20 protein-coding genes and 1 pseudogene are annotated in these 26,954 nt (G+C 45.5%); 16 read left to right on the top strand and 5 right to left on the bottom strand.

Annotation, left to right across the window (positions count from 1 at the left end):
• Nucleotides 1-622: 622 nt before the first annotated feature.
• Nucleotides 623-1,999 (top strand): aldehyde dehydrogenase EutE, encoded by a 1,377-nt coding sequence (locus tag LNL84_RS12145; RefSeq protein WP_244357712.1) that lies wholly within the window; start codon nt 623-625, stop codon nt 1,997-1,999.
• Between the two features lie 115 nt (nt 2,000-2,114).
• Here LNL84_RS12145 and LNL84_RS12140 read toward each other — a convergent pair whose 3' ends face one another.
• Nucleotides 2,115-2,735 (bottom strand): porin family protein, encoded by a 621-nt coding sequence (locus tag LNL84_RS12140; RefSeq protein ID WP_244357710.1) that lies wholly within the window; start codon nt 2,733-2,735, stop codon nt 2,115-2,117.
• Between the two features lie 456 nt (nt 2,736-3,191).
• On the opposite strand from LNL84_RS12140, the gene LNL84_RS12135 reads away from it, so the two are divergent.
• The 6 genes from LNL84_RS12135 to LNL84_RS12110 all read left to right on the top strand — a co-directional run bounded on the left by LNL84_RS12135 (nt 3,192) and on the right by LNL84_RS12110 (nt 10,413).
• A complete protein-coding gene (locus tag LNL84_RS12135; protein ID WP_244357708.1) occupies nt 3,192-4,889 on the top strand; it encodes an alpha-amylase family glycosyl hydrolase in 1,698 nt (565 codons plus the stop codon).
• A gap of 67 nt (nt 4,890-4,956) precedes the next feature.
• Nucleotides 4,957-6,306 (top strand): ABC transporter substrate-binding protein, encoded by a 1,350-nt coding sequence (locus LNL84_RS12130; protein ID WP_244357706.1) that lies wholly within the window; start codon nt 4,957-4,959, stop codon nt 6,304-6,306.
• 116 nt (nt 6,307-6,422) lie between these two features.
• Complete coding sequence (locus tag LNL84_RS12125) at nt 6,423-7,286, top strand: carbohydrate ABC transporter permease (RefSeq protein WP_244357704.1); 864 nt, start codon at nt 6,423-6,425, stop codon at nt 7,284-7,286.
• A gap of 6 nt (nt 7,287-7,292) precedes the next feature.
• Nucleotides 7,293-8,255, top strand: a complete 963-nt coding sequence (locus LNL84_RS12120) for a carbohydrate ABC transporter permease (RefSeq protein WP_244357702.1) — start codon at nt 7,293-7,295, stop codon at nt 8,253-8,255.
• 5 nt (nt 8,256-8,260) lie between these two features.
• Nucleotides 8,261-9,358, top strand: a complete 1,098-nt coding sequence (locus tag LNL84_RS12115) for an ABC transporter ATP-binding protein (RefSeq protein WP_244357700.1) — start codon at nt 8,261-8,263, stop codon at nt 9,356-9,358.
• Nucleotides 9,359-9,393: 35 nt separating this feature from the next.
• On the top strand, nt 9,394-10,413 hold the full coding sequence (locus LNL84_RS12110) for a LacI family DNA-binding transcriptional regulator (RefSeq protein ID WP_244357698.1): 1,020 nt from the start codon (nt 9,394-9,396) through the stop codon (nt 10,411-10,413).
• 112 nt (nt 10,414-10,525) lie between these two features.
• Here LNL84_RS12110 and LNL84_RS12105 read toward each other — a convergent pair whose 3' ends face one another.
• On the bottom strand, nt 10,526-11,638 hold the full coding sequence (locus tag LNL84_RS12105) for a BamA/TamA family outer membrane protein (protein WP_244357696.1): 1,113 nt from the start codon (nt 11,636-11,638) through the stop codon (nt 10,526-10,528).
• A gap of 400 nt (nt 11,639-12,038) precedes the next feature.
• Here LNL84_RS12105 and LNL84_RS12100 point away from each other — a divergent pair, with 400 nt between their 5' ends.
• The 7 genes from LNL84_RS12100 to LNL84_RS12070 all read left to right on the top strand — a co-directional run bounded on the left by LNL84_RS12100 (nt 12,039) and on the right by LNL84_RS12070 (nt 20,486).
• Entirely contained in the window at nt 12,039-13,604 is a 1,566-nt protein-coding gene (locus tag LNL84_RS12100; protein ID WP_244357694.1) for a hypothetical protein, read from the top strand.
• Between the two features lie 141 nt (nt 13,605-13,745).
• Complete coding sequence (locus LNL84_RS12095; protein ID WP_244357692.1) at nt 13,746-14,894, top strand: arginase family protein; 1,149 nt, start codon at nt 13,746-13,748, stop codon at nt 14,892-14,894.
• A 283-nt stretch (nt 14,895-15,177) separates the two neighbouring features.
• The gene (acsA, locus tag LNL84_RS12090; protein ID WP_244357690.1) at nt 15,178-16,929 is read left to right on the top strand and encodes an acetate--CoA ligase; all 1,752 of its coding nucleotides are present in this window, start codon (nt 15,178-15,180) and stop codon (nt 16,927-16,929) included.
• Between the two features lie 36 nt (nt 16,930-16,965).
• Nucleotides 16,966-17,958, top strand: a complete 993-nt coding sequence (pdhA, locus tag LNL84_RS12085; RefSeq protein WP_244357688.1) for a pyruvate dehydrogenase (acetyl-transferring) E1 component subunit alpha — start codon at nt 16,966-16,968, stop codon at nt 17,956-17,958.
• Complete coding sequence (locus LNL84_RS12080; protein WP_244357686.1) at nt 17,951-18,946, top strand: alpha-ketoacid dehydrogenase subunit beta; 996 nt, start codon at nt 17,951-17,953, stop codon at nt 18,944-18,946. Before pdhA ends, LNL84_RS12080 begins: the two co-directional genes overlap by 8 nt.
• Before the next feature lie 11 nt (nt 18,947-18,957).
• Complete coding sequence (locus LNL84_RS12075; protein ID WP_244357684.1) at nt 18,958-20,274, top strand: dihydrolipoamide acetyltransferase family protein; 1,317 nt, start codon at nt 18,958-18,960, stop codon at nt 20,272-20,274.
• Nucleotides 20,247-20,486, top strand: a complete 240-nt coding sequence (locus tag LNL84_RS12070; RefSeq protein ID WP_244357682.1) for an acyl carrier protein — start codon at nt 20,247-20,249, stop codon at nt 20,484-20,486. Before LNL84_RS12075 ends, LNL84_RS12070 begins: the two co-directional genes overlap by 28 nt.
• Before the next feature lie 95 nt (nt 20,487-20,581).
• Here the strand turns inward: LNL84_RS12070 and LNL84_RS12065 are convergent, their stop codons facing one another.
• The gene (locus LNL84_RS12065) at nt 20,582-21,793 is read right to left on the bottom strand and encodes a sensor histidine kinase (protein ID WP_244357680.1); all 1,212 of its coding nucleotides are present in this window, start codon (nt 21,791-21,793) and stop codon (nt 20,582-20,584) included.
• Here LNL84_RS12065 and LNL84_RS12060 point away from each other — a divergent pair.
• Nucleotides 21,758-23,362 (top strand): annotated as a pseudogene (locus tag LNL84_RS12060) (molybdopterin-dependent oxidoreductase); the annotation flags it as partial. The gene LNL84_RS12065 and the pseudogene LNL84_RS12060 sit on opposite strands and share 36 nt — an antisense overlap.
• Nucleotides 23,363-23,465: 103 nt before the next feature.
• Here the strand turns inward: LNL84_RS12060 and LNL84_RS12055 are convergent.
• Complete coding sequence (locus tag LNL84_RS12055; RefSeq protein ID WP_244357678.1) at nt 23,466-24,035, bottom strand: hypothetical protein; 570 nt, start codon at nt 24,033-24,035, stop codon at nt 23,466-23,468.
• 101 nt (nt 24,036-24,136) lie between these two features.
• Nucleotides 24,137-25,735 (bottom strand): isocitrate lyase, encoded by a 1,599-nt coding sequence (locus LNL84_RS12050; protein WP_244357676.1) that lies wholly within the window; start codon nt 25,733-25,735, stop codon nt 24,137-24,139.
• Nucleotides 25,736-25,908: 173 nt separating this feature from the next.
• On the opposite strand from LNL84_RS12050, the gene LNL84_RS12045 reads away from it, so the two are divergent.
• On the top strand, nt 25,909-26,862 hold the full coding sequence (locus LNL84_RS12045; protein ID WP_244357674.1) for a LysR family transcriptional regulator: 954 nt from the start codon (nt 25,909-25,911) through the stop codon (nt 26,860-26,862).
• The last annotated feature ends 92 nt before the right edge of the window (nt 26,863-26,954 follow it).

Below are 26,954 nucleotides of genomic sequence, written 5' to 3'. Positions count from 1 at the left end.
TTCGAGGCGCTCAGCGTAGTTTTGGTTTGCTTTATGCTCAGCTAAAAGCTCTTTCTGCGTCTCTAAAATAGTGCTCAGTTGCTTTACAGATTCTTCTAAAAGCGCATGATTTTTCATATTCATTCCTCACGAGGTCATTGGAAATTTGTGTGTTTACTTAATGGACATCATTCTATCCAACGGTTAAAAATCCAACACGTCACTGAGGGTCAATTTATTTTACACCTATAGTTAAGCTTTTGAATTTATATACTTTAATGACTGTGTAGATGGCAATTTATAATTTTGTCGTTGATGGGGGGGAGTTACATGTTTCGGTTACTTACGTAACTTTCGTTGTGCAAATAATGGGCGCAGAGTAACGGGCAAAAAAGGTAACCTGCTGATCTATAGCCTTACTTGAACAAATGGAGATTGGGTTGTGGATTCGTCAAGTAACATAGTCTAAAAAACAGCGTTCTATAGTCAAATAACTTGACGCCCAGCGACATAGGCATAGTGAGGGTTTGGGTTAAATTATAGCCATTTTTAGGCAAGGCACTAAGCCTTTCCAAAGTAAGTCGAAAAGAGATTAGCATTTAGCCTAGCTCTTCAAAATACCCAATTCTACGAGGTAATCATCATGTCTTTTGATATCAATAACGCTAAAGGTGTATTCGCGACAGTGGACGCTGCGATCGAAGCAACTCACAAAGCTCAATACGAGTACTACGTTAACTGTACTAAAGAAGGTCGCGAAGCCATCATCACTGCAATCCGCGGTGCAGTATTAGCGCGTGCAGAAGACTTTGCAAAAATGGTGCGTGAAGAGACTAAACTAGGTCGCGTTGAAGACAAGATCGCTAAACACCAGCTGACAGCGGCTAAAACGCCGGGTACTGAAGTTTTAGACACGAAAGTATGGTCTGGTGACAACGGTATTTCTTTGGGCGAGCGTGCACCTTACGGTGTTATCGGTGCGGTTACTCCTGTTACTAACCCAACTGAAACTATCGTTAACAATGCTATCTCTATGCTAGCAGGTGGTAACGCAGTAACATTCAACGTTCACCCATCGTCTAAAGTCGTTTCAGCGGTAATGATTGATCTTCTAAACAAGACTATCGTTGAAGCAGGCGGTCCAGAAAACCTAGTGACTATGGTTAAAGAGCCAACGCTAGAAACGCTAAATGAAATTGCTAAGTCTCCACTTATCAACATGCTAGTGGGTACAGGTGGCCCTGGTCTGGTTAAAGCTATCCTACAATCGGGTAAGAAAGGTGTTGGCGCTGGCGCTGGTAACCCACCTGTTATCGTTGATGCTTCTGCTAACATGGATCTTGCTGCTGCTGGCGTATACGGCGGTGCCTCTTTCGATAACAACCTACTGTGTATCGGTGAGAAAGAAGTTTTTGTTGAAGAATCTGTAGTGGATACTTTCCTAGACAAGCTAGAAGAAATTGGTGCTTACGTTCTTTCTGCAGAAGAAGCTGAGCAGCTAACTGAAGAAATTCTGACTCTAGACGAGTTCGAAGGTGCTAAGCCTTGTACTGCACAAGAAATCGCACGTGTATGGCACCCAGTTAAGAAGCACGTAGGTCAAGACGCAGGTGAAATCCTGAAGTCTATTGGCGTTAAGTCTGACACTCGTCTTGCGGTAATGCTGGTTGAGAACGATCACCCACTAGTACACGTAGAGCAAATGATGCCAGTTCTTCCAGTGGTTATCTGTAAAGATATCGATGAAGCTATCGAGCGCGCAGTTGCTGCCGAGCGTGGTAACAAGCACTCTGCATGTATCTACTCTGGTAACATCGAGAACGTGACTAAGTTTGGTGCTCGCATCAACACCACTATCTTTGCTCACAACGGCCCAACACTGTCTGGTGTAGGTTACAACGCTGAAGGTACTTCAACGTTCACAATCGCTGGCCCTACTGGTGAAGGCATCACGAACGCACTATCGTTTACTCGTGCACGTCGTTTTGCAATCGCTCAAGGCGGTCTGCGCATCGTTTAATCGATTTACCCCAATCGATAGAAACGAAAAAGCCGAGCATATGCTCGGCTTTTTGCGTTTTAGAGACTTTAAGGACACACATCTTTAATTGACTATAAGCAGGGCCTTAAATGTTTTAGTTGAAATACCATGCGAGATTGACATTTACACTATCAGCTTTGATCCTAAGAGTTGATTTGTCGCCATCAGAAAGGTCATATGTATATGTTTTATCGTGAAAAAACTGCCACTCCACTTGAAGTTTAACATTACTGCCTTTTCCAATTTCCATACCGAGGCCGTATTCAAAGTCGCTCTCTGATTCGCTGATCCCTAATGCCTTGACCGTCGTTGAACCATAGCCAATTAAACCATAAACACTGAAGTACTCATGAATAGGCAGAATTGGTCGGGCGTAGATTCCAAAACGCTTGCTTATATCAACAGTAATCCCAAGTAAATCACCTTCATTTGCTCCAAAATACCCTCGACCCTCAACTGCAATCCATGGATTAAATTGATAACCAACGAAGCCGCCAACCAACACATTATCCGAGATACTAGCGCTAGCGTTGCTCAAGGTATCAGAACTTGCTTCGTAATAGGTTTCATCGATATCAATATTGGCAAAGGCTCCACCAAAGCCGAAGTAGATATTATTGTATCCTTTAGAGTTTTCGTTACTTTCTGTAGAAAATACATTAGTGGATACTGCAAATAGCATAAGTGCTGCGAGAGTTCTATTTAGTTTTTTCAAGTCATATCCTTATCACTCATATGAATGCGTTCGTATATCTCCTATACAAACTAAAGAATAGTCCTCGATTGCATATTATCGAGTTTTCACTTAATAAGATTAAGTCTTGATAAGTGTTTTGTGCGCAATTTCACAAAAAATTGGCGATAAGAGGCGCTCTCTAACATCGACTTCCATAAGCAGATCCTTGATTGAACGGTAAACAGATTTTTCTTTATTTTTCGCGAGGCTTGTCAATCTTCTAAAGTGCATGTTGAAAACAAAACCGGTTTTGAAAGATGCTGTAAATGAGACTTGGATCAAACATCATTTAAAATTAGTCACCTATGTTTAACGGACTTGTGTAAACTAATGTACACAAATCATGAAAGCCTCATAAATGAAGAGGTTTTTTATTTATGGCTGAAACCGGTTTTGTTTCAGCCGAAAACTCGTCCAAAAAACATGGAAGTCGATATGGGTTTCGATCTTGCTCAGTTAAAAGCACTTGAGAATACACTCCAAAACATTTTAACTGGCGTGTATTCTCAAGCCGAGATTAAAGCTTTGCTCCTTAAGCTGAGGCAATTAGTCGTATCCCAACAAAGCTATCAAGGCAGGGAGCATCAGGTCGATCAATCTGATGTGGTATTGATTACTTACGGTGATTCTATCTTTCAGCATGGAATCGCTCCGCTTCAAACCCTACATGACTTTCTTAACGAGCATGTCAAAGTCGAGCTGTCGGCTGTCCATATCTTGCCTTGCTACCCTTATACCTCCGACGATGGTTTTTCGGTGACCGATTATTGGAAAATAAATCCCGAACTCGGTGACTGGGATGATATAGATAGCTTATCGTCAGATTATGATTTGATGCTGGATGCTGTGATCAATCATATCTCACAATCCAGTGATTGGTTTCAAGGTTTCTTGTTGGGTGATGAGCGTTACAACCATTTTTTTACGCAGGCAAACCCTAATTGTGATTACAGTTCGGTTACTCGTCCAAGAGCGTTGCCGCTACTAACCCCCTTTGATACAGCCGAAGGTGTTAAGCATATATGGACGACCTTCAGTGAGGATCAAATTGATCTTAATTATCGTAACCCAGATGTGTTTCTAAAAATTGCTGAACTCTTGCTGTTTTATGTGGAGCAGGGCGCTACCTTTATTCGCCTAGATGCCGTTGGATTTATGTGGAAAGAGTTAGGTACTCCTTGTATCCACCAACCTCAAACACATGCGATTATTCAAGCCTACCGGGCGATAATGGATCGAGTCGCGCCTCACGTTAAGCTCATTACAGAAACCAATGTCCCTCATAAAGACAATATTAGCTACTTTGGGAATGGTGCAAATGAAGCGCACTTAGTTTATCAGTTTCCATTGCCACCACTGACACTGCATACAATACAAGGTGGTGATAGTACAAGGTTCATGGATTGGATGATTGGTCTTGAACCGTGTTCACCAGAAACGACGTATTTTAATTTTTTGGCTTCACACGACGGAATAGGAGTTAGGCCTGTTGAAGGCATACTAACGGATGCTGAGTTGGATGTTCTATTGAATCACGTACAAGCTAACGGTGGCCGTGTTTCTTATAAAGATAATGGCGATGGAACTCAGAGTCCGTATGAGCTGAACATTAACTACTTCGATGCGGTATGCGATCTACGGCTCAGTGAAGAACTGAATCTGAAGCGTTTTATGGCCGCTCAGTCTATCTTACTCTCTTTGGCGGGTGTGCCTGGTATTTATATACACAGCTTACTTGGGTCTGGCAATGATCAAATAGGATTAGAGAGGCTAGGTTACCATCGAGCAATCAATCGAGAAAAACTCGACCGTATTCAACTTGAGAAAGAGTTGGCTAATCCAAGCACCCGTAGAGCAGTAGTTCTCAAGCACTTCAAACACCTACTTACTACTCGTCAACAATGCCCATCGTTTGCGCCTCATACGTCTCAACGAGTAGTAAAGACGAATCATCAGCTCATTACTTTTGTTCGTGATGAAGCGGTGGCTGTAATCATCAATATTTCAAGTCAAGCTGTTGAACTGGACTCTCGGTTGCTTTTAGAGAATCTTTCTAACGATTTGATTTCAGGAGCACATGTGAAAAACATGCTGACTCTTTTGCCATATCAGGTGATGTGGCTCAGTAGTTAATGCAAACCATGGGAGTGAGGATGTATCCCAATAGACGATATAGGTTTTAACCTACAAGGATATTACGATGAAACTGAAAACTCTGACACTCGGGCTGACTGCTGCGGGTTTGACTTTATCGACTGTCGCACAGGCGACAACGGTAGAATATTGGACGACACAAACACAATCGGATCGACTGCAGACGCTTGAAGTGATGGCTGATGTGTTTGAGGCGCTTAATCCGGGTGTGGATATTAAAGTGGTCGCAATTGATGAAAATGACATGCCGACACAAATTGCTGCAGCGGCGGCATCTAGAACGCTACCAGATGTTGTTGAGGTTGATTCCAACCTTTCATTGGCGTTTGCAGAGCAGGGTATCGTAGATCTCAAAGCGACTACGGCAGTCGTAGAGGCGGTAGGCAAAGATCGTTTCTATCAAGGTGCGTTGACTTTAGTGGAAGAACCAAACAAGGGTGAGTATGTATCATTACCTTATAGTGGTTGGGTTCAAGGAATCTGGTACCGAGCTGATTGGTTTGAAGACGCGGGGCTAGAACCACCAACTAATTGGAATAATATTCGCAAAGCTGCAGCGTATTTCAATAAGCCAGAAGACAATCAATACGGTATTTTGATTGGCACCAAAGCTGACAGCTACGCCGAACAGGTCTATACCCAGCTAGCGCTATCGAACGATGCTGGTCAGTTCGATAAGAGTGGTAACCTTATTTTCAACTCAGAGAAGCAAAAGGAAGTGCTCGATTTTTATAAAGAGCTTTCGCAGTACACCCCACCTGGCCCTCAAACTTGGCGCGCTCGTGATTACTACTTGCAAGGAAAACTTGCGATGTTCTTTTATTCCACTTACATAATGGATGATATTGCCTTGGCAGAAGTGGCGGCAAGCTCTTTAGGCACGGAAAACTTCTCTGATCTCAAAGGTGCTGCATTTGATCAAAACTTGGTCAAGAACACGCGTTTATCTCCGACCATCACAAATTCATCTGCATCAACGTTTGGCACTTTAGTTGGTTTTTCTATTATGAAGAACGATAACCAAGCGGAGTTAGATGTAACTAAAGCCTTTGTCGAATATATGAATGAGCGTGACCAAGTCGTCGCCTATTCACACATGGCTCCTGGAGGTCACCTTCCTATGCTGCGAGACATCGCGGAAACCGAAGAGTTCTTGAATGATCCTAAAGGTATCTTCGCGGGATACGGGAAAGAATCTATTAAGGAAATCATCTCTGGATTTGAGAATATTCGTAACTTCTCAATCGTGAATGGTAAAGCGTTTCCTAAGTCTGGTGAAATCTTCTCGAAACAAATCATTCCGCGCATGATTTATAGTTCAGTCATTGAAAACAAAGACACGCAGAAGTCTCTTGATTGGGCTGAGGGTGAGATGAAACAGCTCATTGCTAAGTAGGTAAGTAAGACGCTGAGCATCGTGAGAGGCGATACCTTGTTTCTTGTTACTAGTCAGGAAACAAGGTTCCGCTTCTCCACTCACTTTCATTGTCTTGGTTTGAAAGGAAACCATCCATGACCCCATTAGAGAGAGCGGAAGCCCGATTCGGTTGGAAGCTGGTCGCACCGACTATCGGCATTATAGGCCTACTAATTATTTATCCAATTGCATTTAACGTGTACTTGAGTTTTTTCGATGTAAAGCTTAACGGTGACAAACTGTTTGTTGGGTTCGAAAACTATGCCAAGTTATTAACTAACCCAAACTACTACGCTTCAGTATCTACAACAGTGATTTATTTATTTGGCACAGTAGTAGGAACGACCTTATTAGGCTTGGGTGTCGCGCTACTTATGAAGGAACCGTTTTCTGGACGTGCCTTTGTCAGTGCAGCGATCCTAATGCCTTATTTTGCGCCTGTTATTTCGGTGGTGTTTGGCTGGCAATTTTTGTTTGATCCTGTTAATGGCGTATTCAATTGGTTGATGGTCGATGTATTACATTTATGGGATGCTCGGGAAAACTTGATCGGTGAACCGTCCACGGCCGTGTGGGTGGTCATTGTTTTTGATGTGTGGAAGCACTTCCCTATAGCGTATTTGTTGATTTTGTCCAAGTTAACGTCGATTCCCAGAGATCAATATGAAGCGGCAGCAATAGATGGTTATGGACCCATGGGACGTTTTTTCCACGTCACTTTACCAGAGCTGTTCTTTGTGCTGGCCACCGTGGTGATATTACGTTTGATATGGAATTTAAATCGCTTCGAAGATGTATTCCTTCTTGCTCCTAATGTACAGACACTTCCAGTGTTTACTTATTATCAAGCGTTTACTGGCGTGATAGACCAAGGGCTCGCCGCTGCTATTTCCGTTATTCAATTTGTTGTGCTGTGTGTGCTGATTTGGTTTTACGTGAAAAAAATACTTAGGTGGTAATCAATTATGTTGGGTAGAAAAACAATAAAGGGGCGGCTTGGATTTTGGCTAGCCATATTTTTATTGGTGAGTTTTTGTTTGCTTCCATTCGCACAAATACTTTCGACGTCACTGAAACATCAATTTGATTGGGGTAACCCTTCGTTGATACCTAAAGTGGTGAACTGGGGAGCCTATAAAGAACTGTTAGGGCTAGAAGAACAAAAGGTTGTGGAAATCCCCGCAGCAATTCAGAAAGTGTTAGACAACCCGAAACTATCGGAGGCGAAGAAAGAGGCGATAAAGGCAAAGTACACGAGTAATAGTGATGTATTTCCGTTTGGGCGTTTCATGCTCAATAGTGTCCTTATTTCGGCGGGTGCTGCTTCGGTAACACTCATTTTTGCAGTTATGGGGGCGTATTCCATTGCCCGATTGAGATTTACTGGCCAGGCCATTATTCAACGTTCGGTGCTGTTTGTGTACATGATAGGTGGTGTATTGCTTATGGTTCCCTTGTATCAGATGGCTGTGAATATTGGGTTGGCAAGTAACATGTGGGGTAGTTTGTTGTGCTTGTTCTTGATTTATATTGTACAGACACTACCTGTTGCGTTGTACATGCTGGGTAACTACTTTCGGACAATTCCATTCGCGCTTGAAGAGGCAGCAATGATGGATGGGTACTCGCGCAAAGATGCGATATTGTTAGTCATGTTACCTCTGTCAAGGCCCATGCTGGCAACGGTTTTTGTGTATTGTTTTATCATCGGTTGGAATGAATATCTGTTTGCTTCGGTTTTTCTTAAGCAGTTCAAAGAGTTCTATACGCTTCCATTAGCGCTTCAAGAGCTGTTTGTTTCTAAAAACGCGATTTGGGATCGTATCATGGCTGCCTCGATGTTGACACTGGCACCTGTGGTGGTTTGTTTTTTATTTGCCATGCGACACATGGATGCGGGTAGTACGGACGGTGGGGTTAAAGGATAATTAGTATGGCGGCTATATCATTAAAGAATATTGTTAAGAATTATGGAGATACGCAAGTTGTTAAGAATATCAATTTGGATATCGAAGATGGTGAATTTGTGGTGTTGGTTGGTCCATCGGGTTGTGGAAAATCGACAACCCTACGGATGATCGCGGGATTAGAGCAAGCGACGTCAGGGGAGATTAGTATCGGAGAGCGAGTTGTGAATGATGTTGAGCCTCAGCACAGAAACATCGCTATGGTGTTTCAAAACTACGCGCTCTATCCTCATAAAACGGTAGAAGAGAATATAGTGTTTGCGCTGAGGCGTCTTAAAATGAGCGAAACTGAAATCCAACGTCGTTTGGAGGAGGTTACGGCAATGCTTAAACTTGAGCCTTACTTAAAACGCAAGCCTGCGGACTTGTCTGGTGGTCAACGTCAACGAGTAGCTATGGGACGAGCAATAGTCCGTGATGCAGACTGTTTTTTGTTTGATGAGCCTTTGTCAAACCTTGATGCGAAGTTACGAAATCACATGCGAACAGAAATTGCTCAAATCCATAACCAATTTGGCAGTACAAGTGTGTATGTGACCCACGACCAAGTGGAAGCAATGACGCTTGCCGATAAAGTGGTTGTGCTGCGTGATGGTGTGATAGAACAAGTGGGTACACCAATGGAAGTGTTTCTTAATCCTTGCAATATTTTTGTCGCAACGTTTATCGGGTCACCTTCGATGAATATTATTGAAGGACGTTTGTTTTCAGATAAGTTACAAATTGGTTCCTATGAACTACCACGATCATTGTTATCCAGTGTTGGATGTACCGAGGACCTTCCGGAGCTAGGTCTGGAGGTTAAGGTAGGTATTCGTCCGGATTTTTTTAATGACAAATCATTCTTTGCTGCCAGTGATACGACATTTAATTTGAATCAGATACATATTGAGCTTGTCGAACCAATGGGCTTCGACAAAGAGGTCCTATTTCAGATAGGTAACGAAAAACTAAAAGCTCGCATTGATTTGCGGTCAGATGTTTCGCGCGGAGATACCATGGAACTGCTTATCGACTTGTCAAGGGTTTTGGTATTTGATAGTGCGACAGAGCATCGTCTTTAATCCAGTATAAGTTACGTTTTAATTCGAGGTAACGAATGTCTATCAAGAAACTTGCCGAACACCTCCAGTTGTCTAAGTCGACGGTTTCGCGTGCGTTAAATGGCTATACCGATGTGAACCCAGATACTAGAACAAGGGTGTTAGATGCTGCGAAACGGATGGGCTACAAAGCGAACCCTACAGCTAGGCGCTTAGCGTCAGGGAAGTCGCGTAATGTTGGGATTATTTTGCCTTCTAACTCTCGTATGTTTGTTTCTCCTGCATTTTCCAAAGTGTTAGCGGGTGCCTCTGCTTTCTTAGCTGAGCATGAATATAAATTAATTGTGACTACAATTTCAGACTGGCAAGACGAGCAAGACGTGTATGCTGATTTTATTTCGAGTGGTTTGGTCGATGGATTGTTTATCGTCCGCACTCGCCTCGATGACGCGCGTATTGAAATGCTTGAGGCATCCAATTTCCCTTACGTTTGCCATGGATACATTGAAGGGTTTTCTGAAGATTGTTTTGTTGATGTGGACAACAAGGAAGCGTTTTATCGTTTGACCAAACGTCAGATTGAGTTGGGACATAAGCGAATTGCGTTTTTGGACGGGCCCAGTGAGTTGACGTTGTCACAATTTCGGAAACAAGGCTATCTCAAAGCAATGCACGAAGCTGGGTTATCAGTGAATCACTCCTGGTTAAAAAATGGCGATCTTGATGAAAGTGCAGCCATGGAATTGACGAAACAAGTGATGTCATTGGCGCAACGCCCTACCTCTATACTTTGTGCTGATGATACGATGGCGCTTGGCACCGTTGCTGCTTGCGAAGAGTTAGGCTTTCATCCAGGGGACGATATTGCGATTTCAGGTTACGGTGATTATGAGCATGGCCGTTACAGCAAGCCTTCTATTACCTCACTTCGTTATAACACGCACAAAGTCGGCGAGGACATGGCTAAGTTAATGATAAATAAGCTAGAATCTACAGACTTTTTAATACAAAACTGGCACCAAGCGGATATTGTGGCTCGCCAATCGGATGCGAGTGGTAGAACCCCTGAACATTGAATAGGATTATTTATTGGTTCTGTAATTCTCTCATCCGAAAATACGATAGGCATAAAGCAGTGCGATAATTGCACGAGAACCACTTTATGCCTATTTACATCGAACTCTTACTCTAGAATGCTTCGCCGACGGATAAGTAAAAGGTGTTTTCTTCTGGCCCTTTAGCAAAATCTAGCCTGATGTTCATTTTCTTTTGCTCTACGGGCTGCCATCGAAAGCCAAGACCTTTTGTTACGATGGTATTTTGATTCCAGATATTTTGCTGCGCCTCTGATGTTTTCCCTAGCCCCAAGAATGCCACTAGTCCAAAGCGTGGCTTAAATGTCCACCGGCCTTCGAACTGACCTTGCAAAATGTTGTCGTTACGATAGCGACCATGATTAAAGCCTCTCATTTTAAGAGTCGGCTTTTCATAAAAAGGCACGTCACCACCACTGGTTTCTATTGTGAGCTTAGACGCGAGGACCAGATTGTCTAACACGCTGGTATAGTTACTACTCGCCAGTTTTCCTATGCCATAGTTGCCATCGCCACCCCATTGCTCGCCATAATCCATGTAGCTTAATTGCGTAAACCAGCCACTCATTGGGTAGTAGTTGTCGTCACGAGTATCAAAGTGAACCACTGCCCCTAAACCCCCAGACTTAACGTCTTCAGGCTCGGGCCAATAGTCATTGAATTGGTCAAAGCTGATTTGGGTCTGCATATAGTTGTACTGTGGGCCGATATACCAGTTAGATTGGCCGAGTTTAAACAGTGCGCGCAGCATAATGGCGCTCATTTCCATACCATATTCCAAAGGCTGCTCAGCAAATATAGGGTCGTTGCCATCACCGTAGTATTTCAGGTTTAAGTTGCCGTGAAACAGCCCTCCGGTGTATCGAATCGAGTCATCTTTTAATGCACCATCGTGGAAGGCACCGACAAGCCAGCTTTGTGTGGAAGTATACATTCCAATAATGCCAGACGTGTCGTTGTGCGCTTTGGCGTCAGGATCTTTCGCATGCATATAAAGACCCAACAATTGTACGCCAGTGCCAAGAGTTGGGTTCGACATGGGAATAGGCAGGGCAATAAAGCCCTCTTTTTCGCCACTGGCCTTGCGCGTATCTTCGACCTTGCTTTTTTTATCGTCTACGTGGTCAGTGTACTCCGCTGCCCAGGAAAGGGGTGAAAGTCCAAGGGCCAGTGTCGCAATAACAGCATTTTGTATTTTTAAAGCCATTCAGTACATCCATGTATCTGTTTATATGAGAAAAGTAAGTCGGCGAGAAATGAGTGAGTTTTATGGATCTATTTACAATCGCGAGGCAAAAAACGGACTTTGCCCGACATTCTGAGAATCAACAAGGTAGCAAATTTGCAGCGGCTGCGAAACCTAGTTGCTCATAACTGGGCTAATGATCAGGTAGCGCCTGTACCGCTTTGATAAACATTCCCTTTGCCGGGTTGACGGTTTTTTCTTTTTGATGGCATAGTGGATCGCGCTAGAGTCGGGGGCCTTTGCTTTTTTGATTCTCATACAATTGCATCCTAAATCATTAGCCAATAAGGTGATCGATGTGTTTGGGCTCGCCGCGTTGAGCTGCTAGAATATCGTCGACTCGAATTAGGTAATCTCTCCCATGGCCCCAACAGCGCAACAAATTCATAAAACCTTAGAGAAGATCTTATCTCACGGCACCTTTCACTCTTCTCCGAAGCTCTCTTCCTTTCTTCGCTATATTGTGGAGCAAACCATCGATGGGCAAGGAAGCCGCTTAAAGCAATACACTATTGCGACAGAGCTGTTTGGAAAAAGCGATGATTTTGACCCAGCACTCGATCCTATTGTTCGTATGCAAGCTTCAAAATTGCGCAAATCACTGGATGCGTTTTATCAATCCGAACCAGAGGGCCTAACGGTTCGTATTACTTTACCTAAGGGCAGTTACCAACCTAATTTTGAACTCGTCGATAAAAGCTCAGCGTTGGTGCAGCAGCCTTTGTTAGAAGATGCCTTCCCATCGATAGCGGTTCTGCCTTTTACTTGCCTGGATAATAAAGGTGATAGTGAAGTCGAAAACATGGTGGCCAGCTTTCATCAAGAGCTGAACCTCGCGCTATCTAAGTTTGAACAGCTAACGGTATTATCTTCGTTTCGAGTCGATGAATTAATGGAAGAGAAGCTTAGCCTTAGTGAGATTAAAACGGCGTTGAACGCTAAGTACTTGCTGGCGGGCAACGCGCGAACGTTGGGCAATAAAATTCGAGTCACGGTGACCTTAAGTGAGTCTGAGCATGGACGGCAAGTATGGAGCGAGCGATTTGAGTGCTCAGCGGATGAAGCAAGCATGTATAGCGAACAAGACCGTCTGGTTGTGCTTATTGCCAGTAAAGTGGGTTCGGCCTACGGCGTGATTTCTCTTAATGAATACTCACAGGTAAAGCGCATCGCTAAAAATGAGCTTAATGGCTATCAGGCTCGCCTTTGTTATCTTGAATACCTAACGCACATGACGCGTGAAGGATTGCATGATATTCGAAATTTATACGAAAATCTGGTCTCAGGGCCTTACGCTTCCGATGCACAGTCTCTGGCTATATTGTCTCAAATTTATTGTGATTCTTTCTTATTTGGTGAGCTTAGCTTAGAGCAAGTGCAAGAGAAGTGCGCTTTGCTTGTCGCCAAAGCGATGGACTATGCGCCGCTTAATAACGAAGTTTTGCTCGCACAAGCCTGGTGGGCATTACTGGCGAGAAAGCCGCAGCGCGTTGCTGGGTGTGCCGAGCGAATTATGCAGCTCAATCCCAGCTCCACTTATACCCTTGGCGCGGCGGGGTGGCTGGTCTGCCTTTCTGGTAATTTTGACTATGGACTGTCGACGTTAAAGCTTATTTCTGAGCGCGAAGACTATTACCCAAGTTGGTTAAAACTCGCCACGGCATTAAACGCGGTGAAGCAGGGCGACATTGACGCGGCTTTATCTAGCATTGAACTGTTTTATTTTGAAGGCAACCCTTTACAGACCATCTTGCTAGCGCTGATTTATAAGGTGGCAGATCAGCATGAACTGGCCGAGCAACACTGGCAAGAAGCGCTGTTAATCTTACCTAACGCGTCTGACGTTACCGAGCAGCTTTTAACAACCATTCTCCTAGACAACGCGCTTAGCGATAGTTTGGAGCAGGCACGCCAGTCATTTGTGTAACAGCCTTTTTTTTTGATTAAACACCCAAGGTAAACTGGGGAGTTTACGCAGTTTACCTAGGTAAGCTATACCCTTTGTTACTACTTCTTTTCGTTGGTCGTGGCTATGATGAACCTATCAACTGAAAAGAGAGGCAACACAATGTCTAATTTTAAGAAATGGCCAGCAATGGACCCAGAGAAAGTCGCTAAGTACAAGTATATCTGGGAAAACGTATCTGCTGCAGATAACCTGGATCCGAAAATTGCGGCGTATCTTGCTCGCGTTAAAGAGCAGGGCGGCGGCAAAGGTATCGAGCAACTAAGCTTCATCAACAAAGATTACCTAGGTTTCTACCAGGCACCATTCTCTCAAGATTTGGACAATGCAGACGTTGTTATCTACGGCATGGGTATTGAAAAATGCTCGCCAACAGGTTCGTCTCACAAATTTGCGCCTCAGCGTCTACGCCACCTAAGTAAAATGGGTATGGGCACGGTTGGTGATAACGGTGAACTGCCATTTGAATGGTGTCGTGTTATCGATTACGGAAACTGGGACAGCCTTGGTCAATTTGAGCTAAAAGCCGAAGTTGAGCAACTGACTGAGCTTCTACACCACATGGTTGTAGAGAAAGACTGTACACCGCTTGTCTTTGGTGGTGATCACACGATCCCTTACCCAACGATGCGTGCACTTGGTGAGAAATACGGTCCATTACGTGTTATTCACTTTGATGGTCACTATGACCTATCAACAAGAGCGGATTTTGATTACCCGTACACGTCGGGTCACTGGTTGGCTAAATTGTACTCTGAAGGTCTTGCTGATCCAGAGCGTACTGTTCAGATCGGTATGCGTGGTCGCCAAACAGCTCTTGTTAAAGGTAACCATATCGCATTTGGTACTAAGGGCTTCACGTCTAACGAAGTTTACGATCTGGGCGTTGATGCCATCGTAGACAGCATCATCGAAAACTGTGGTGACGGTGGTCCGGTTTACCTAACGTTTGATCTAGATGCGCTTGATACAGCCTTCTGTCGTGCAAACTCAAGCCCAGATCCATTCGGTCTTAGCCACCTTCAAGTTTACGAAATTCTTCGTAAAGTTAAGGCTTCTGGTAAAGTACGTTTGGTTGGTGCTGATATCGCAGAATACACGCCAGACACCGATCCAACAGACAAGGACGGCATCATTGCAGCTGGCTTTGGTTGGGAACTGTTCTGCTGGTTGGCTGAAACCAAACGTGCGGAAAACGGTGAAGACCGCCACACAGAATGGCCATTGGCATTCGGTTCTGTAACGCTATAAACGCGTGAACAAGTTACTTATTAAGACGCCTTCGGGCGTCTTTTTTTTGCTCAAAATTTCGATGGTCAGGCTTATACCTTTTAGCGCTGCTGTCTGGAGAAATTGGTTAACCACTAGCAACATGCAATTAGAGCTATAGTGTGAGGAAATGAAGCTAAACACAGGCAATTTACAAAACACTCAATGAAAGTTTGATGTAGAACATCTTTTAAAAAAGCCAAACGTTGGCAATTCTCCTAACCTTTAGATACAGGCATTACGCCCTTTGGTCATGGAGAGAATTATGGACTTTCCCGAAATCAAAAAGGATCCTCTGGTCGCCACGCAGCATAATCTTGTTGATTACGCGCACACCTATCAACACTTTGATTGGCAAAGCAAGAAACGCGAGCTTGTCGACAACGATCAATCCATCAATATTGCGTACCAGGCGGTCGATCGCCATGTGCATGCCGGGTTTGGCGAGCAAACGGCCATTCGTTGGTTAGGCAAAGATGAGCAACAGATCGACATTAGCTATCAAATGCTGATGGAGCGCACCAATCGCTTTGCCAATCTTTTGCGCCGCTTTGAGCTACAACGCAATGATACCGTGTTTGCATTGTGCCAACGCGTTCCTAACCTTTATTACGCCATGCTTGGCACGGTGAAATTTGGAGCGGTGTTCTCACCACTCTTTTCCGCGTTTGGCCCAGAGCCGATCCACTCAAGAATGGAGATTGGCGAAGGTAAGGTTCTGGTGACCAGCGAAGCGTTGTATCGTAAGAAAGTGATGGCGTGGCGTCATGAACTTTCCTGTTTGAAGTGGGTGCTGCTTTACGATGTGTCACACGAATTACCAGAAGGTTGTCTGGACTTAGATGCGTTGATGGAGCAAAGCGATCCGCACTTCGCTATTGGTGATACCGATCCTGAGCAACTGGCACTGCTGCATTTTACCTCAGGTACCACAGGCAAACCAAAAGGGGCAATGCATGTTCATAATGCCGTGCTCTGGCATCAACTCTCCGGTTACTACGCGCTGGATATGCGCGAGGGTGACAACTACTGGTGCACCGCTGATCCTGGCTGGGTGACTGGCACGTCTTACGGCATTATCGCTCCGTTGTGTAATCGTCTTACTCTGATTATCGATCAAGCCGAATTTGATGCCCAGCGGTGGTATCAGATATTAAGTGAACAACGAATCAACATTTGGTACACCGCGCCGACGGCAATTCGCATGCTGATGAAGGTGGGTGAGGAGCTCGCGCGTGATTATGATTTAAGTGCCTTGCGTTTTATTGCCAGTGTAGGCGAACCCCTTAATCCAGAGGCAGTGGTATGGGGACAAAAATGTTTTGGTCAGGCGATTCACGACAACTGGTGGCAAAGCGAAACGGGCGGTATTTTGATTGCCAATATAGCGACCAATACGGTGCGACCTGGCTCTATGGGTAAGCCACTTCCCGGTATTGATGCCGCAGTATTTACTGGCCCAGATGGAGATAAACAGATCAGCCGCCAAGCAGGAGAAATCGGCGAACTGGCGGTGAAGAAAGGCTGGCCTTCGATGTTTAGAGGCTATCTGAATCAATCAGAAAAATACCAGAGCTGTTTTGTTGGCGATTGGTATTTAACGGGGGATCTCGCCTATCAGGATGAGCAAGGCTACTTCTGGTTTGTGGGCCGGGCTGGTGATGTCATTAAAAGCTCAGGACATCTTATCGGGCCATTTGAAGTTGAAAGCGTACTGATGGAAAACCCGGCGGTGACAGAGGTCGGGGTTATTGGTCTGCCCGATCCGGTGGCAGGCGAAATCGTCAAAGCCTTTGTGGTGATTAAACCTGGTTACAGCGCCGATGAAAAGCTACTGAAAACACTCATGGGTCATGCGCGTAAGCGTCTGGGCCCAGCCGTAGCACCTCGCGAGATCGCTTTTCGGGAGAACCTTCCTAAAACACGCAGCGGAAAAATTATGCGTCGATTGTTAAAAGCTCGAGAGCTAGGGCTTCCTGAAGGCGACACCTCGACACTAGAGAGTGACGAAAAGTAGTTGGTCAGTACCGGACAATCATCTAAGGAGCAGCGAATGGCAGGTCATAAAACACACATCAGCCGTGAGCATTTGCATTACCTACTCACAGAAATGATCCGCATTCGGCGTTTCGAGGAAGCCTGTGTGGGTTTGTATAACGAGCAAAAAATTCGAGGTTTTCTGCATCTTTATAACGGTGAAGAGGCGATATCGGTTGGCGTAATGCAAGCGCTATCAGAGCAAGACTCGATTCTGGCAACCTACCGTGAGCACGGTCATGCTCTGGCAAGGGGGATCTCGATGCAGTCATTGTTTGCCGAAATGTTTGCCAAGATGGAAGGGTGCAGCGGTGGGCGAGGCGGCTCGATGCACTTGTTCGATAAGCAAAAACGCTTTTATGGCGGCAATGCAATAGTGGCGGGGGCGCTGCCCCTGGCGGTAGGGCTTGCCATGGCTGATAAGCAGCAAAAAAGAAATAATATCACCTGCTGTTTCTTTGGTGAGGGTGCCGTCGCTGAGGGTGAGTTTCACGAGAGCATGAACTTAGCAAAATTGTGGCAGTTGCCGATTTTGTTTGTCTGTGAAAACAACCTCTATGCCATGGGTACTGCGCTTGCGATAGAAGAATCCAACCAGCAAATATTCTCTAAGGCCGCCAGCTATGGCATGGCAGCGCAGCAGGTCGATGGCATGAATGTCGTCGATGTTGAAGCTGCGAGCCAGTTGGCGTGTCAGGCTATTCGCAGCGGTGCTGGGCCGCAGTTTTTAGAGTGTCGAACCTATCGATTTCGTGGCCACTCTATGTTTGATTCCCAGCAATACCGTGACAAAGACGAGATTCGGTCCTGGCAGAAAAAAGGGCCTATCGTTCAGTTGAGCCATTGGCTGCAAAATAATCATCAAATCAGTGCTGAACAGATCAAGCAAATTGAGCTTCAAGCTGATAAGGAAATCGAAAGCGCGGTGAATGCGGCGTTATTGGGCCATGATGAACCGGTGAGCGATCTGCTGAAACATGTCTACGCAGAGGAGGCCAACCATGAGTGAACTTTCGTATCGTGAAGCCTTTAAGGCTGGAATTGTCGAGGCGCTTGAAGCTGACCCACGCGTATTCTTGATGGGTGAAGATGTGGGTGATTATGGCGGTTGCTACGCGGTGAGTAAGGGGCTGATAGAGCAGTTTGGTAAAGAGCGCATCATTGACACGCCATTGGCTGAATCCGGGTTTGTTGGTGCGGGAATTGGCGCGGCAATGGGCGGAATGCGACCTATTGTTGAAATCATGACGGTGAACTTTAGCTTGTTAGCGCTCGACCAAATTATCAATAATGCGGCGACATTGCGGCATATGTCTAATGGCCAAATCGGCGTACCTTTGGTGATTCGCATGGCGTGTGGCGCAGGCAAGCAATTGGCGGCTCAGCACTCTCATAGCTTTGAAGGTATTTTTGCCCATGTACCCGGGTTAAAAGTGTTGTTTCCGGGCACCATTGAAGATGCGCGTCATATGCTCAAGATGGCCTTAGCCGATCCCGATCCTGTGATTATCTTTGAGCATGTGATGCTTTATAACCGCAGTGAAGAAATCAGTGAAGGCTCGACAGTGCCGGATATGCACAAGGCGGTTGTGCGTCGAGCGGGCAAAGATTTGTCGATTTTTACCTGGGGCGGAAGCTTGTACAAGGTCATGGAAGCTGCCGAGCAATTACATCAGCAAGGGCATGATATTGAAGTGGTGGATTTGCGCTGCCTGCGTCCCCTAGATAGAAGCGCCATCATTGCATCGGTGCAGCGCACTCATAAGGCTATGATTGTCGATGAATCATGGAAAAGTGTGGGAATGTCCGCTGAAATCAGCGCAACATTGGCCGAAGATGCGTTGTACTACCTTGATGCGCCAATACGCCGTGTGAATGGGCAGGAAGTGCCGTTCCCGTACGCAGAACATCTGGAAGCGGCGTGCATTCCGCAAGTTGACGATATTGTTCAAACAGCCCTGGAGATGTTGGGCTCTAGTGAGGCTAAAGGCCGCTAAAGGGGCACCTTATGACAGAACAAACACATGATTTAACGATGCCGGCTTTTGGCGCAGACATGGCAACGGGCACCTTAATTGAGTGGCAAGTGAAAGAAGGTGATGAGGTTAAGCGTGGCGATGTGATTGCCGTGATTGAAACCAATAAAGGTGCAATTGAACTCGACATTTTTGAAGATACCACGATTGATAAACTGCTGGTGGAAGTGGACGATGAAGTGAAAGTCGGTACACCCATTGCCCGGTTACGTGGCCCAGGGCCAGAGCCTGATATTGCGCAAGATGTGAGTGCAGATGTGGCGCCAGCGGTGAGTCTTGATGTAGTCACTGAGCCTGAAAATGATGAAACGATGCCGCCAATAGCAGAGGCGGAAGTTAAAAAGAAAGATGTCATAAAGAAAGATATCGTAGAGCCAGCATCGCCTGTGCCGATGAACGTAACCAAAGGCGAGTTTGTTTTAGCCTCTCCGGCTGCTCGTTATCAGGCTCGCATTCATGATATCGATCTGGCATCACTTGCGGCGAGCAAAACACAACCTATTACTTTGCATGATTTGCCCGTGACTGGTTTAGTAGAACAAGCTCAACCAGCGCCGGTGAGTCGTGCACCCAGCAAGGCCAGTAAATCGACGGTTGATGAAAAGCAAATGATGCGTGATGCAATAAGTGACACGGTAACCTTGTCAAAGCAAAGCATTCCGCATTATTACCTTAGTCATCGCCTTGATGTAACGGCGCTGCAAGCATTTGTCAGTCGTTTCAATCAAGATAAAGAACCACAGGATAGGGTGCTGCTGGCTGCGCCAATGTTAACCGCCATTGCTCGCTTACTGGCAAAACATACTCAGTTAAATGGCCAGTACCTCAATAACCAGTTTGTATCGTCTCCTTCTGTGCATCTTGCTCATGCTGTGAATATTCGCGGCTCAGGTCTGATTATGCCGGTCATTCGAGATGCTCATCAATACGATGCACCAACTTTGATGCAGCTGATTACCAGCCAGATCGCACAAGCACGACGAGGGCGCCTTTCCATGTCACAACTGACGGGAGCGACCTGCTGTGTCAGCAGTATCGGTGAGCGGGGCGCCGAGCAAATGTCTGCGATTATTTTGCCGCCACAGGTGGCGATTGTGGCACTTGGCAGCCCGCATCAAGAGGCGCTTGTTATTGATGGTGAAGTGAAAGTACGTGATGTCATCATTGCCAGCCTAGCTGCAGATCATCGTGTGAGTGACGGCCATGTCGGCGCTAAATTTCTCTATCAACTCAACAATCTATTACAACAACCGGAGCAGTTATGGACAGAGAGCAATTACACAAGTTAGTGATAAGTCAGCTGATAGATATCGCACCCGAGCTAGATGGCGAGGTGTTGACTGAAGATGAAGATATGCGTGATGCATTCGATCTTGATTCGATGGATTTTCTAAATTTGGTCACGGCGGTAAGTAAGCAAACCGGAATCAATATTCCAGAGGTGGACTACCCGAAAGTGCTGACCATCGATAATATGCTGGGCTATTTGCTTAATCGCTAGCTCCGGGTTGGTTGCGTAATGAGCGGTTACGTAACCAGTAGCGGCTCTGGTCACATCCGGTTTTCAGTATTAGGATATCGGATTGTGAGGCGTGTTCACTGTAATCGGACCAATTTGGCGCAGCAACCTTTGCCTTGATTATTGGTGAGGGAAAAGGACCAATGATAGCTTTGACATAGCCGCCTTACGATCAGTAAACCTAAGCCGTGCTCAGTTTCGGTACTCGCGGTTAACCCGCATCCGCTATCAATCACGGTGATAAAATCGTCTTCGAGAGTCACGGTGATAGAGCCTTGAGTGGTAACGCGAATGGCGTTGTTGATCAGGTTGTCCAAAACCATATTTAGCACGGCTTTGGGCAGATTGGTTTGGCAATTTGGCTTTACAAACACCACAAGGCTGACATCGTCGCTTAATGTGTCTTTGTACTTATTGACGCACACATCACTATTATTGAGCTTTCTGATGTTTGACGCATCAATGGCGTTTTCCTGTTTGACAATATTGAGCAGCACCTCGACGGTTGCATGCATACTTTCGGCTGCCTGTATGATTCTTTGCTGCTGTTTTATTTGAAAATCTCGGTCTTGTTTCATGCTTTGTAAACTGGCAGCGCCCAACACCACCGAAATGGGGGTTTTAAGCTCATGGCTGGCGTATTTGGCAAACATCATTTCTTGTTTTGCCAGTCGTTCTTTTATTTGCTTGTAGCGGTTTAGGTGCATGGTTAGCCGCTGTATTTCGTCGACAGAATGTTCGGCTACGCTAAAGTTGCTATCGCGACCGTCGACTAGCTGATCAGTGAGTGTTGATATGGGCGACATCAGGTCATCAAACACGGTTTGTAGAGAACGACGCAGAAAGTAAATGAGGAAAATCATTAGTACAAGAGATAGAGAGAGCATGGAGTCCCAGTTCCCATCGCCCAGTTCCAGTGCTCGATTGCTGATCACCAGATAAAGAGTTATTTCTTTTCCAGAATGAAGCTGAAAAGAGCTATGAAAAACGAGAAGGCCATGGTCACTATAGCGATTGATATAAGACACCTTTTCTTTGGTAAAAGGCAGCTCTTTTGCAATATGGCGAGGCAGTGCCTTTTCATCGTAGTAAGCGCTGATGTAAGGCGTTGGATGGTGAATATTATTTTCAACCAACGGATAGTACTGCTGAGCGATGGTTTTGAACGACATCAGGTGCTGTTCAAGGCGAGTATTTTCACTGAAAACCAAATAGAGTGAAAAGCAGGTAAACAGCAAAGAAGATGATGAAAGGGCATAGCCCACTCGCTGATTAGTAAGGGCAAGCACGACAAGGCGTTCCTCGATAAATACACCATTGGTTACGGGAAGTTTGAATCTTACCTGTTAGGTAAAGAAGACGGCGTAGAAAAAACACCACAATGGGCTGAGAAAATCAGCGGTGTACCTGCCAAACAAATAGAATTGCTGGCAGATATGTTTAGCAGCAATCGTACTTTGTTGATGTCGGGTTGGAGTATGCAGCGTCAACAGTTTGGTGAGCAGCGCCACTGGATGTTGGTGACGCTAGCAGCGATGCTTGGCCAGATTGGCTTACCGGGTGGTGGTTTTGGACTATCGTATCACTATTCTAACGGCGGAAACCCAACTCGAGATGCTGGTGTTCTGCCTGCTATTTCGGCATCCATAGGTGGGGGCTCTTCAGCGGGTAATGATTGGGCGGTTTCTGGTGCGGTTAATAGTTTCCCAGTCGCGCGAATTGTCGAAGCTCTAGAAAACCCGAATGCCAAATACATACATAATGGCAGGGAAAAAACGTTCCCTGATATCAAAATGATCTGGTGGGCAGGTGGCGGTAACTTTACTCACCACCAGGATACCAACCGCTTGATTAAAGCATGGCAAAAACCAGAATTGGTCGTTATTTCTGAACCGTATTGGACGGCGGCAGCGAAGCACGCGGATATAGTCTTGCCGATTACCACATCATTTGAACGTAATGATATGACCATGACTGGTGACTATAGTAACCAGCATCTCGTCCCAATGAAAAAAGTGGTAGAGCCGCAAGGTGAAGCTCGCAATGACTTTGATGTGTTTGCTGATATGGCAGAGATGATTAAGTCAGGAGGTCGAGATGTCTTTACCGAGGGTAAAGATGAAATGGACTGGATCAAAGGCTTTTACGAAGCGGCACAAAAAGGAGGGCGCGCTGCTCGAGTACGCATGCCGAAATTTGGCAAGTTCTGGGACGACAATCAACTGATTGAAATGAAGTTCAACAAGAAAGCAGCGAAGTTTGTACGTCATGAGGATTATCGTAAAGATCCGGTCATGAACCCGCTTGGAACGCCAAGTGGCAAAATCGAGATTTATTCAAAAACCATCGAAGGCTTTAAGCTCGAAGACTGCCCAGCACACCCAACCTGGATGGAACCAGCAGAATATCGCGGCAGTGCAAAAGAGGGTGAATTTCAACTGATGACGGCTCACTCGGCTGACCGTCTGCATAGCCAGTTCAATTACGCAAAACTACGCGAAAACTATGCGATTGCGAACCGTGAACCGATCTCTATCAATAGCGAAGATGCCAAAGCAAGAGGCATCAAAACAGGTGATTTAGTACGGGCATACAATGGCAGAGGGCAAGTCTTGGTTGGCGCATTGGTCACTGATGGCATCAAGCAAGGCGCTGTTTGTATTCATGAAGGGGGCTGGCCTGATTTGGATAAGAAAACTGGGATTTGTAAAAATGGCGGCGCGAATGTGTTGACCTTAGATATCCCAACCTCGCGTTTGTCTAATGGCTGCGCGGCCAACTCGGCTTTAGTCCGTATTGAAAAATACACTGGCCCAGAGCTTGAATTGACGGCGTTTGTCCCGCCAAAGATGAGTTAGCACCGATAGGTTAATCGGGTGCTAATAGGCACCCGAAAATAAATAATATAGAAACGGCCAAGACGTGAGTCTTGGCCGTTATTTCATGAAGAGAATAGCGGCATTAAGCCTGTTCAGTTAGCAGGTTTATATTGGCTAAACTAATATCCTGGTCAATATACGCCATGCCAAGCTTATTAAGATATTCCATGCGCTCGGCTTTCATAAGATCAATGTTTGGCCCTGAGATACCGTTGCGATCATAAATATTGGTGAGATGCGCCATAAACTGTTCGCCGTCTTCCATCAGCAATAAACTCATTGCGCCGACATCGGGTTTGATTTTGTCTTGCTGTTTTTCGGTTAAAGAAACGGCCAGTACAATAGGCTGCTCGTCACCTTCAAAGCGCACGCTGCGCTCGCGCACGGTTTGCTGTGCCCAATAATAAGCGAGCTCTTTACTTTGCGTCAGAAATACCGGCTCGACAGATTCGGTGTAGTCGTTGCCTATCGTGGCCATGGTGGCTTTGGCTGCTTGATTTAAGGCTTTATCTCCGGAGCGCTTAAGACCTTGACCTTGAATGGAGGCAAGTAAAGCAGACGATGTACCGTGATACCAGATATCACTGGTGGCAAAGCCGTCATTTGATAGGAGCTCGTTAGCGTCTTGTAGGTAAGTAGGTGCAATAGTCATAGGCATTCTCAACAACAATGAATGTATAAATGTTACCAAAGGTTCTGAGATGAAAAAGCGACCCGAAAGCCGCTTTTGTTAATCAGTTCAGTCGATAATAATTAGTCGAACTGATTTGATGTGTTCAACTCGCCCGCCGCTTTTAGTGCGTTTTCACCAGCGAAGTATTCTTTGTGATCATCACCGATGTCTGACCCAGACATGTTTTGGTGTTTAACACATGCGATACCTTGGCGGATTTCTTTACGCTGAACGTTAGCCACGTAACCCAACATGCCTTGGTCACCGAAGTACTCTTTCGCCAGGTTGTCAGTAGACAGTGCCGCAGTATGGTAAGTCGGTAGTGTGATCAAGTGGTGGAAGATGCCCGCTTCGCGAGATGCGTCTGCCTGGAATGTGCGGATCTTGTCATCAGCGCGTTTAGAGAGCTCTGACTCATCGTATTCTGCACTCATTAGGTTTGCACGCTCGTACGCTGAAACGTCTTCACCTGCATCTACCATCGCATCGTAAGCTTGCTGACGGAAGTTTAGTGTCCAGTTGAATGATGGTGAGTTGTTGTACACCAGTTTTGCGTTAGGGTGAACTTCGCGAACGCCGTCCATCATCTCTTTGATTTGGCCGATATGTGGTTTCTCTGTTTCAATCCAAAGAAGATCAGCACCGGCATTGATAGCCTCGATACAGTCAAACACACAACGGTCTTCACCCGTACCTTCGCGGAACTGATACAAGCCAGAGGGTAGACGCTTAGGACGAACCAGTTTACCGTCACGGTTAAAGCACACATCGCCCTCGGCCATATCCGCTACATCAATTTCTTCTACATCTAGGTAAGAGTTGTAAACGTCACCTTGATCGCCAGGCTCTTTAACAACCGCAATTTCTTTAGTAAGACCAGCACCTTGTGAGTCGGTACGTGCAACGATAACGCCATTGTCGATACCAAGCTCTAAGAATGCATAACGAAGCGCACGAAGTTTTGCGTGGAAATCTGCGTGAGGCACCGTTACTTTACCGTCTTGATGACCACATTGCTTCTCGTCTGCTACCTGGTTTTCGATCTGTAGACAACATGCGCCTGCTTCGATCATTTGCTTAGCCATTAGGTAAGTCGCTTCTGCGTTACCAAAGCCAGCATCAATATCGGCAATGATTGGCACTACGTGAGTCACATGGTTGTCGATTTGGTCTTGGATCTTGTCTTGTGCTTCTACGTCTCCGGCTTCACGTGCGGCATCGAGTGCACGGAACAGACCACCAAGCTCACGCGCATCAGCTTGACGCAAGAAGGTGTAAAGCTCTTTTACTAGACCAGCAACCGATGTTTTTTCGTGCATTGATTGGTCAGGCAGTGGACCAAATTCAGAACGAAGTGCTGCAACCATCCAACCTGAAAGGTAAAGGTAGCGACGGTCAGTTTTGCCACCAAAATGCTTCTTGATAGAAATCATTTTCTGTTGGCCGATAAAACCATGCCAGCAACCTAGAGACTGTGTGTACTTAGACTTATCTTCATCATAAGCGGCCATATCAGCACGCATGATGTTCGCGGTGTATTGTGCGATGTCCAGGCCAGTTTTGAATTGATTTTGTGCACGCATACGAGCCGCTGACTCAGGGTTAATTGCATCCCATGGAGCGCCGGCTTCACGCTTAACTTCTCCAATCATTTCGATGTCTTGTGTGATCTTTGACATAACTATTCCTTAGTTTCACGTTGGATATTATTGGGCCAAAATGGCTTAGTCATCTTTCTCTGGGCTTCATGTTCCAGTTTGGACGACCTGTTTAATTTGTTGTTATGGACAAATCGTAGCCCCATGTGTGATAATTTTGTTAATTTATAGTTGTTATATTCGGTATTTTTTATATGAATGTTGCTCGGATAGACCTTAATTTACTTGTGTATTTAGATGCCTTATTGCGAGAACGCAATGTCACTCGCGCGGCGAATCAGTTGGGGATCACTCAGCCAGCGATGAGTAATGGGCTTCGTCGATTAAGAGACCTTTTTGAAGATCCTCTTTTGGTGAGAACCAGTGAGGGAATGATACCGACCGAGCGCGCACAGAAGCTTCAACCCATGATTCGAAACGTTCTTGCCAATGTAGAAAAAGCGGTACAACCGACCTCTGAGTTTGTTGCTGAAGAAAGCGAACGCGTATTTCGTATCATGGCAAGTGACTATGCAGAATCAACCTTGATTCGGCCTTTATTACAAAGGCTTAGTGAGATAGCACCAAAGATACGTCTAGACATTATGACGCCTAGTGATGTGAGCTATCAGGATGTAGAGCAGGGCACAGTAGACATTATCATTAACCGTTTTGACCATATTCCCCAATCTTTCCACCAAATGAGCCTTTGGCACGATACCTTTTCATGCTTATTCAGTGTAGAGAACCCAATTATTGATAACTTTGATCTGTTCTCTTACTTGCAGGCTCAGCATATTTGGGTGAGCAAAACTGGGATGGGAACTGGCGTGGGCATTAACCCCAGTGAAGCGCAAAAGTTAGGCTGGATAGATGAAGCTTTGATGCGTATTGGGAAGACGCGAAACATTACCGTGTTTACTCGCCACTATTTGTCAGCGGTGCTGTTTGCTGAGCAAAAAAATCTGATTTTAACGATTCCAAGCAAGGCAGCTCAGTCTCAACGCAACAATCCCAAGCTGATGATTAAACCGGTACCGTTTGCCATTGAACCCTTCGAGTTGAAGATGGCATGGAGTCCGCTATTGCAGACAAATACTGACCACCAGTGGATGCGCCGCTTAATAAAAAGCGTCGCTAATGAGATTGAAAGCGGTGTCACGGAATAGGTGAATTTGGCATATTCATGCTGTGAATAGTGATTATAACGTCTATAAATTAGCGAAATTATCACCGTAATATTACAGTTTAGTGAGATGTA

It is taken from the genome of Vibrio gelatinilyticus, assembly GCF_022836845.1.
In the GTDB taxonomy this organism is placed as follows: Bacteria; Pseudomonadota; Gammaproteobacteria; order Enterobacterales; family Vibrionaceae; genus Vibrio; species Vibrio gelatinilyticus.
This window is presented reverse-complemented; position numbering and strand designations above follow the sequence as displayed.

Excerpts from the sequence above, each read along its gene's own strand:
- LNL84_RS12145 (WP_244357712.1), top strand. The coding sequence starts at position 623 with ATGTCTTTTGATATCAATAACGCTAAAGGTGTATTCGCGACAGTGGAC.
- LNL84_RS12135 (WP_244357708.1), top strand. The coding sequence starts at position 3,192 with ATGGGTTTCGATCTTGCTCAGTTAAAAGCACTTGAGAATACACTCCAA.
- LNL84_RS12130 (WP_244357706.1), top strand. The coding sequence starts at position 4,957 with ATGAAACTGAAAACTCTGACACTCGGGCTGACTGCTGCGGGTTTGACT.
- LNL84_RS12125 (WP_244357704.1), top strand. The coding sequence starts at position 6,423 with ATGACCCCATTAGAGAGAGCGGAAGCCCGATTCGGTTGGAAGCTGGTC.
- LNL84_RS12120 (WP_244357702.1), top strand. The coding sequence starts at position 7,293 with ATGTTGGGTAGAAAAACAATAAAGGGGCGGCTTGGATTTTGGCTAGCC.
- LNL84_RS12115 (WP_244357700.1), top strand. The coding sequence starts at position 8,261 with ATGGCGGCTATATCATTAAAGAATATTGTTAAGAATTATGGAGATACG.
- LNL84_RS12110 (WP_244357698.1), top strand. The coding sequence starts at position 9,394 with ATGTCTATCAAGAAACTTGCCGAACACCTCCAGTTGTCTAAGTCGACG.
- LNL84_RS12105 (WP_244357696.1), bottom strand. The coding sequence starts at position 11,638 with ATGGCTTTAAAAATACAAAATGCTGTTATTGCGACACTGGCCCTTGGA.
- LNL84_RS12100 (WP_244357694.1), top strand. The coding sequence starts at position 12,039 with ATGGCCCCAACAGCGCAACAAATTCATAAAACCTTAGAGAAGATCTTA.
- LNL84_RS12095 (WP_244357692.1), top strand. The coding sequence starts at position 13,746 with ATGTCTAATTTTAAGAAATGGCCAGCAATGGACCCAGAGAAAGTCGCT.
- acsA (WP_244357690.1), top strand. The coding sequence starts at position 15,178 with ATGGACTTTCCCGAAATCAAAAAGGATCCTCTGGTCGCCACGCAGCAT.
- pdhA (WP_244357688.1), top strand. The coding sequence starts at position 16,966 with ATGGCAGGTCATAAAACACACATCAGCCGTGAGCATTTGCATTACCTA.
- LNL84_RS12080 (WP_244357686.1), top strand. The coding sequence starts at position 17,951 with ATGAGTGAACTTTCGTATCGTGAAGCCTTTAAGGCTGGAATTGTCGAG.
- LNL84_RS12075 (WP_244357684.1), top strand. The coding sequence starts at position 18,958 with ATGACAGAACAAACACATGATTTAACGATGCCGGCTTTTGGCGCAGAC.
- LNL84_RS12070 (WP_244357682.1), top strand. The coding sequence starts at position 20,247 with ATGGACAGAGAGCAATTACACAAGTTAGTGATAAGTCAGCTGATAGAT.
- LNL84_RS12055 (WP_244357678.1), bottom strand. The coding sequence starts at position 24,035 with ATGACTATTGCACCTACTTACCTACAAGACGCTAACGAGCTCCTATCA.
- LNL84_RS12050 (WP_244357676.1), bottom strand. The coding sequence starts at position 25,735 with ATGTCAAAGATCACACAAGACATCGAAATGATTGGAGAAGTTAAGCGT.
- LNL84_RS12045 (WP_244357674.1), top strand. The coding sequence starts at position 25,909 with ATGAATGTTGCTCGGATAGACCTTAATTTACTTGTGTATTTAGATGCC.